Here is a 5,417-nt window from a genome sequence, read left to right on the forward strand (position 1 = left end):
CAAAATTTTACAAACTACGACACTGTTTTAAATGTAAATTTGAATGCAGCTATTTTTGTTGTGTTTATTCTATTATTCCTGTTTATTTTATTTAAAGTAGCAAGAAAATTGATTAAATATTATCACCAGAAAAACAAGTATCACGATCACCAGATGTTTCTGGTTAAGCTTCCTAAAGAAAGACCAGGTGATAAAGACAGAGATGAGACAGCTCAAGATATTCAAGAGGATATAGCGATAGCAGAAACTATTTTTGCCTCAATCGGAGGACTTCGTTCTGAACGTGGTTTTAGAGCTTGGCTTTTTGGTCGTGAAGATCATTTTTCTTTCGAAATAGTAGCCTCCGAAAAGCTCATTTCTTTCTATGTTCTATCTAGTCAAAAGCAGGCCAGATATCTGCAACAACAAATTCAGGCGCACTATCCAGATGCTTCAATGGAGGAGGTTGACGATTACAATCTTTTTCACCCCGATGCTTCTGTTTTGGGGGGGTACATGGTAACAAAAAAGCACTATATTTTCCCTCTGAAAACTTACAAAAATATGGATGACGATCCTCTAAATCCTATTTTGAATGTAATGTCAAAATTAGAGATGAACGAAGGGATGTCTATTCAGTTTGTTGTGAGGTCTGGGAAAGGAATTTGGCATAGACAGGCTGGAGAGATTGTTCGAAAGGCTTACCAAACGAATTCGGTTTCTGAGGCATTTTCTAGCTTAGGAAGAAATAAAGTTTTGGCTGGTTTTATTGATTTAATAAAGACATCTACACCAAAGAAAAAACCAGAGGATATAAATACCCCGCAAGAACTAAAAAAGCTTACTCAGATGGAAGAAGAAATGCTTAAAGAGATTGAACAGAAAAACTCAAAATCAGGGTTAGATGTAAATATTCGTGTTGTCGTTAGCGCCCGCGATAAGGGGCAAGCCCAGGTCTACTTAGATAATATTGCCAATGTAATGAGCCAATATAATCATTATGAATATGGAAATAATTTTAATTCTAAGTTAATCAAAAGGGGCCAGAAAAAAATAATAAATGATTTTATATATAGACGTTTTGATGAAAAAATATCTCGTCTTTACAATACCGAGGAACTAGCAAGCATGTATCATTTTCCTCTCAAGGGAGCAGAAACTCCTAATATTGTTTGGCTTACTGCTAAGCTTTCTTCAGCACCATCTGATATCCCAGATGAGGGGATACTACTTGGTAAAAACGTTTTTAGGGGAATTTCAAAAAATATTCATATTAAAAAAGAAGATAGAAGGAGACATCATTATATTGTTGGTAAATCAGGTACTGGTAAATCAGTTATGCTTACAAACATGGCGATCCAAGATATTGAAAATGGCGATGGTATATGTTTGCTCGATCCTCACGGTGACCTGGTTGCAGATATTTTGGAACGTATTCCTCCTGAACGAGCTGAGGATGTTATTCTTTTTGCGCCGGGAGACACTGAAAGACCCATGGCTCTTAATTTACTTGAATATGATCAAAAATATCCAGAACAAAAAACCTTTGTTATAAATGAAATGATAAAAATTTTTGACAAACTTTATGATTTAAAATCAACTGGCGGACCTATGTTTGAGCAATATATTAGAAATGCCATGCTTCTTGTTATGGACGACCCAGCAACTGGCTCTACTCTCATGGAAATTCCAAAAGTTTTAGCTGATGCTGAATTTAGAAAAATGAAACTTGATGCTTGCAGTGACCATACTGTTGTTGAATTTTGGAAAAAACAAGCCGAAAAAGCAGGAGGCGATGCTGCCCTAGCTAATGTAGTTCCATACATCACATCAAAGCTAACCACATTCATTTCAAATGACACAATGAGACCGATTATTGGTCAGCAAAAAAGTTCGTTTAATCTTCGAGACATAATGGATAATCAAAAAATACTTTTAGTTGATTTATCAAAAGGGCAGATTGGCGAGATAAATGCTTTTTTAATTGGACTTGTTTTGATTGGTAAAATTTTAATGGCCTCACTCTCCAGAACTGACATTCCGTCAGACAAAAGAAAAGACTTTTACCTGTATATTGATGAATTCCAAAATTTCACGACTGATTCAATATCTTCTATTCTATCAGAAGCTCGTAAATACGGTTTAAACCTTGTTATTGCTCATCAATATATCGGTCAACTTGTCACAAAAGGAGATACAACAGTCAAGGATGCAGTATTCGGGAACGTTGGAACTTGGACAACTTTCAAAATTGGCTCAGAAGATGCCGAAGTTCTAGAGAAAGAATTCTCCCCAGTTTTTAATCAGTATGATATGATAAACATAGAAAAAGGAACTGCCTATATGAAGTTGCTGGTGGATAATACAGCCACAAGACCATTCTCAATGCGAACCACTTGGCCAGTTCTTGGCACAAAAAGAGATGGCATAGCCGAGAAGATAAGAACACTAAGTCGCTTTAAATATGGTAGAGATAGAAGCATAATTGAAGCGGAGATAAAAAGGAGAGGGAACATTGGAAGCACTAGTTCTTAAAGAATATCAAACATAAGACGAATCTTTACAACTATAAAAAAATAAAGTAATATATAGTCACAAAAATAAATTTATATATTAATAAAATAAACACCAATATTAAATAAAAAATAAACATATGGATAATACAAATACATTTTTTATGTCTGATGATGAAGAAAATAAAGGACCTGAAGACACAGAGATTGAGATGGAAGAAAATGATGATTTATTATTTGACGATTCAGGGGAGACAGATAAGAAGAATGACGAGGAAAAGGGTGATTCTGAAGACGAAGACGAAGACAAGGATGATAAAATTGAAGATGATAAGAGTAATGATGATTCTGATAATAAATCCGCCGGAAACTCCTTCGGAGTGCCGGATGAATCGCTCGCACGCGATTCAAAAGATAATGTAACTTTGTCAAAATCTAAAATAACTTTAATAAAAAAGCTACTTCAAAACGCCAAAGAAAGCAACGATAAAGTCATTGAACTTTTATCGGTTTTTTCAACTGATGAAACAGACAGAGCAATGATATCACAGATGAGCGATGAGGCATTTTCTAAACCAAGAGAAGAGATATCGACTGAAGAGGGGAATATTATTGAGGGTGTTTTTGATGGTGAGACTATGATAGGGCCAGATGGGAAGGAATACAGTATTCCTGCTAACTATGCTTCTAAATCAAAATTAGTTGAAGGAGATATTTTGAAATTAACTATCCTAAATAACGGAACTTTCATATACAAGCAAATTGTCCCTATTGATAGAGATAGAATAATTGGTAAATTAGAAAGTGGTTCCAATGGTCAATTTATAGTCACTTTTGAAGGCAAGAAATGGAAAGTTCTCACAGCCAGTGTTACTTACTTTAAAGGAAATATGGGTGATGAGGTTATTATACTGGTTCCAAAAAATGCCGATAGCCAGTGGGCAGCGGTTGATAATATTGTAAGAAATAAAGAATACTAGAAAATAAATCTGAATGTCTACATTATATAGAAAATACAGACCGCAGAATTTTGAAGAGGTAGTCGGTCAAAATCACATAAAAATTACACTAACACACGAGATTGAGGCAGAGAAAATTGCTCATGCTTATCTTTTTTGTGGTCCAAGAGCGGTTGGTAAAACAACCCTGGCTAGAGTTTTTGCTAAATCAGTAAATTGTCTTGATAGAAAAGATGGGACATACGAGTCTTGTGGTAAATGTAGTAACTGTCTTGAAATAAATGAAGCAAAGAGTATAGATTTAATTGAAATAGACGCCGCTTCTCATACCGGAGTTGATAATGTTCGAGAAAATATAATTAATGCTTCTCGGGTAACTCCAACAAAGTCAAAATATAAAGTATTTATAATTGATGAGGTTCACATGCTTTCTATTTCGGCCTTTAATGCTCTTCTTAAAATCATCGAAGAGCCACCTCAACATGTAATATTTATTTTATGTACCACTGAAATACATAAAGTACCATCAACAATAATTTCCCGGTGTCAAAGATTTGATTTTAAGAAAATCAATATTCTAGACATGGTTACGAAACTGAATTATATTGCTCAAAAAGAAGGACTTGATATAGATAAAAAAGTTTTAGAATCAATCGCCAGAAAGTCAGATGGTTACATGAGAGATGCTGAGAGCTTATTTGGCCAAATTATCTCTGTAAGTGGTTCAAAAAAAATTACTCAAGAAGATGCTGAACTTATCGTTCCAGGTAACACATATGAAGAAGCGGTTTCTTTGATAGAATTTATATCTTCAAAAGATGTAGCCAATTCTATTACTCTTATTAATAAACTGCTCGATGATGGGATTAATCTAAAAAATTTCCTAGATGATCTTATAGAAGTTCTAAGAAAATTAATGTTTGTAAAAGTTAGCCCATCTCTTGATACTAAGATAGGAACAGAGTTGGTCGAAAATTTAGAACAAAAAATATCAAAAATATCAAAAAATATCGAATTAAATCAAATCATTAATAGTATAGAACAATTCTCTGACGCTAAATTAAAAATTAAAAACTCTTTTATTGTTCAACTTCCCCTGGAAGTGGCTGTAATAAAAATTTGTACCACTCAAACTTTTCAAAGTAATCAATTTGAAAAAACAAAAACAGTAACAGCAACAGCTCCTGTTTTAGAGCCCAAGAAAGTTATTGCAGATCAGGTTGATTCTCCAGTGGTTGAAAAAACAATTAATTCCTCAGTGGATATTAGCCTTGAGGAGGTTAATTCTAGATGGAACGAGGTTTTAGCTCAAGTTAAAAAAATAAATCATTCCTTGGTTTTCGTTATTCAGGCCTCAAAACCAATTGAAATTGCTGGTTCTATTCTTAAGCTGTCAACTAAATACAAATTTCATAAAGATAGAATTGAAGATATATCCATTAGAGCTCTTATTGAGAAGGTGTTGCATGATGTTTTTGGACACAAGTTGGCGGTTGAGGTAACAGTCGATGACCAATTCGTTTCACAAGTAGTTGAGGTTAAAAAAAATGAAGATACAATTGTTGAAGAGACTTCTCAAAAAAATAATAATGAAGAAGAAGGGAAGAATGGAAATATGATGAATAACCTTCTAAAAAATTTCGGAGGAAAAATTGTAAATACTTAATTATATTTAGAGCTCTGAGATCGCCTGCCCGCCTTTGGAGAGTCTAATGGTGGGACTGCGGGTTCTTCTGCCTGCCGGCAGCAGGGGTCCTTAAAAAAATATTGATGGTATATTCGAGAATCGTCTAATGGTAGGACACCTGGTTCTGGTCCAGGCGATCGGGGTTCGAATCCCTGTTCTCGAGCAAAAAAATAATAGCATCAGTGTACACTGATGCTATTATTTTTATGATTGGTAATGTGGTGAGAACCCTGTATTGATAATCCAATCCACAAAGTTAATACTTTCTATCCCTAAAAA

The 5,417-nt window shown here is 34.4% G+C and carries 3 protein-coding genes and 1 tRNA gene; all 4 read left to right on the forward strand.

Annotated elements, in window-relative coordinates; genetic code table 11:
* Positions 1-2,514, forward strand: a 2,514-nt coding sequence (locus PF572_04010; protein ID MDA3840231.1) for a type IV secretion system DNA-binding domain-containing protein, incomplete at its 5' end; no start/stop codon positions are given.
* A 118-nt stretch (positions 2,515-2,632) separates the two neighbouring features.
* Entirely contained in the window at positions 2,633-3,472 is an 840-nt protein-coding gene (locus tag PF572_04015) for a hypothetical protein (protein MDA3840232.1), read from the forward strand.
* Between the two features lie 13 nt (positions 3,473-3,485).
* Entirely contained in the window at positions 3,486-5,117 is a 1,632-nt protein-coding gene (gene dnaX, locus PF572_04020; protein ID MDA3840233.1) for a DNA polymerase III subunit gamma/tau, read from the forward strand.
* Positions 5,118-5,230: 113 nt separating this feature from the next.
* Positions 5,231-5,301, forward strand: a tRNA-Gln gene (locus tag PF572_04025).
* The last annotated feature ends 116 nt before the right edge of the window (positions 5,302-5,417 follow it).

Source organism: Patescibacteria group bacterium, from assembly GCA_027858235.1.
GTDB lineage: Bacteria > Patescibacteriota > Patescibacteriia > Patescibacteriales > BM507 > BM507.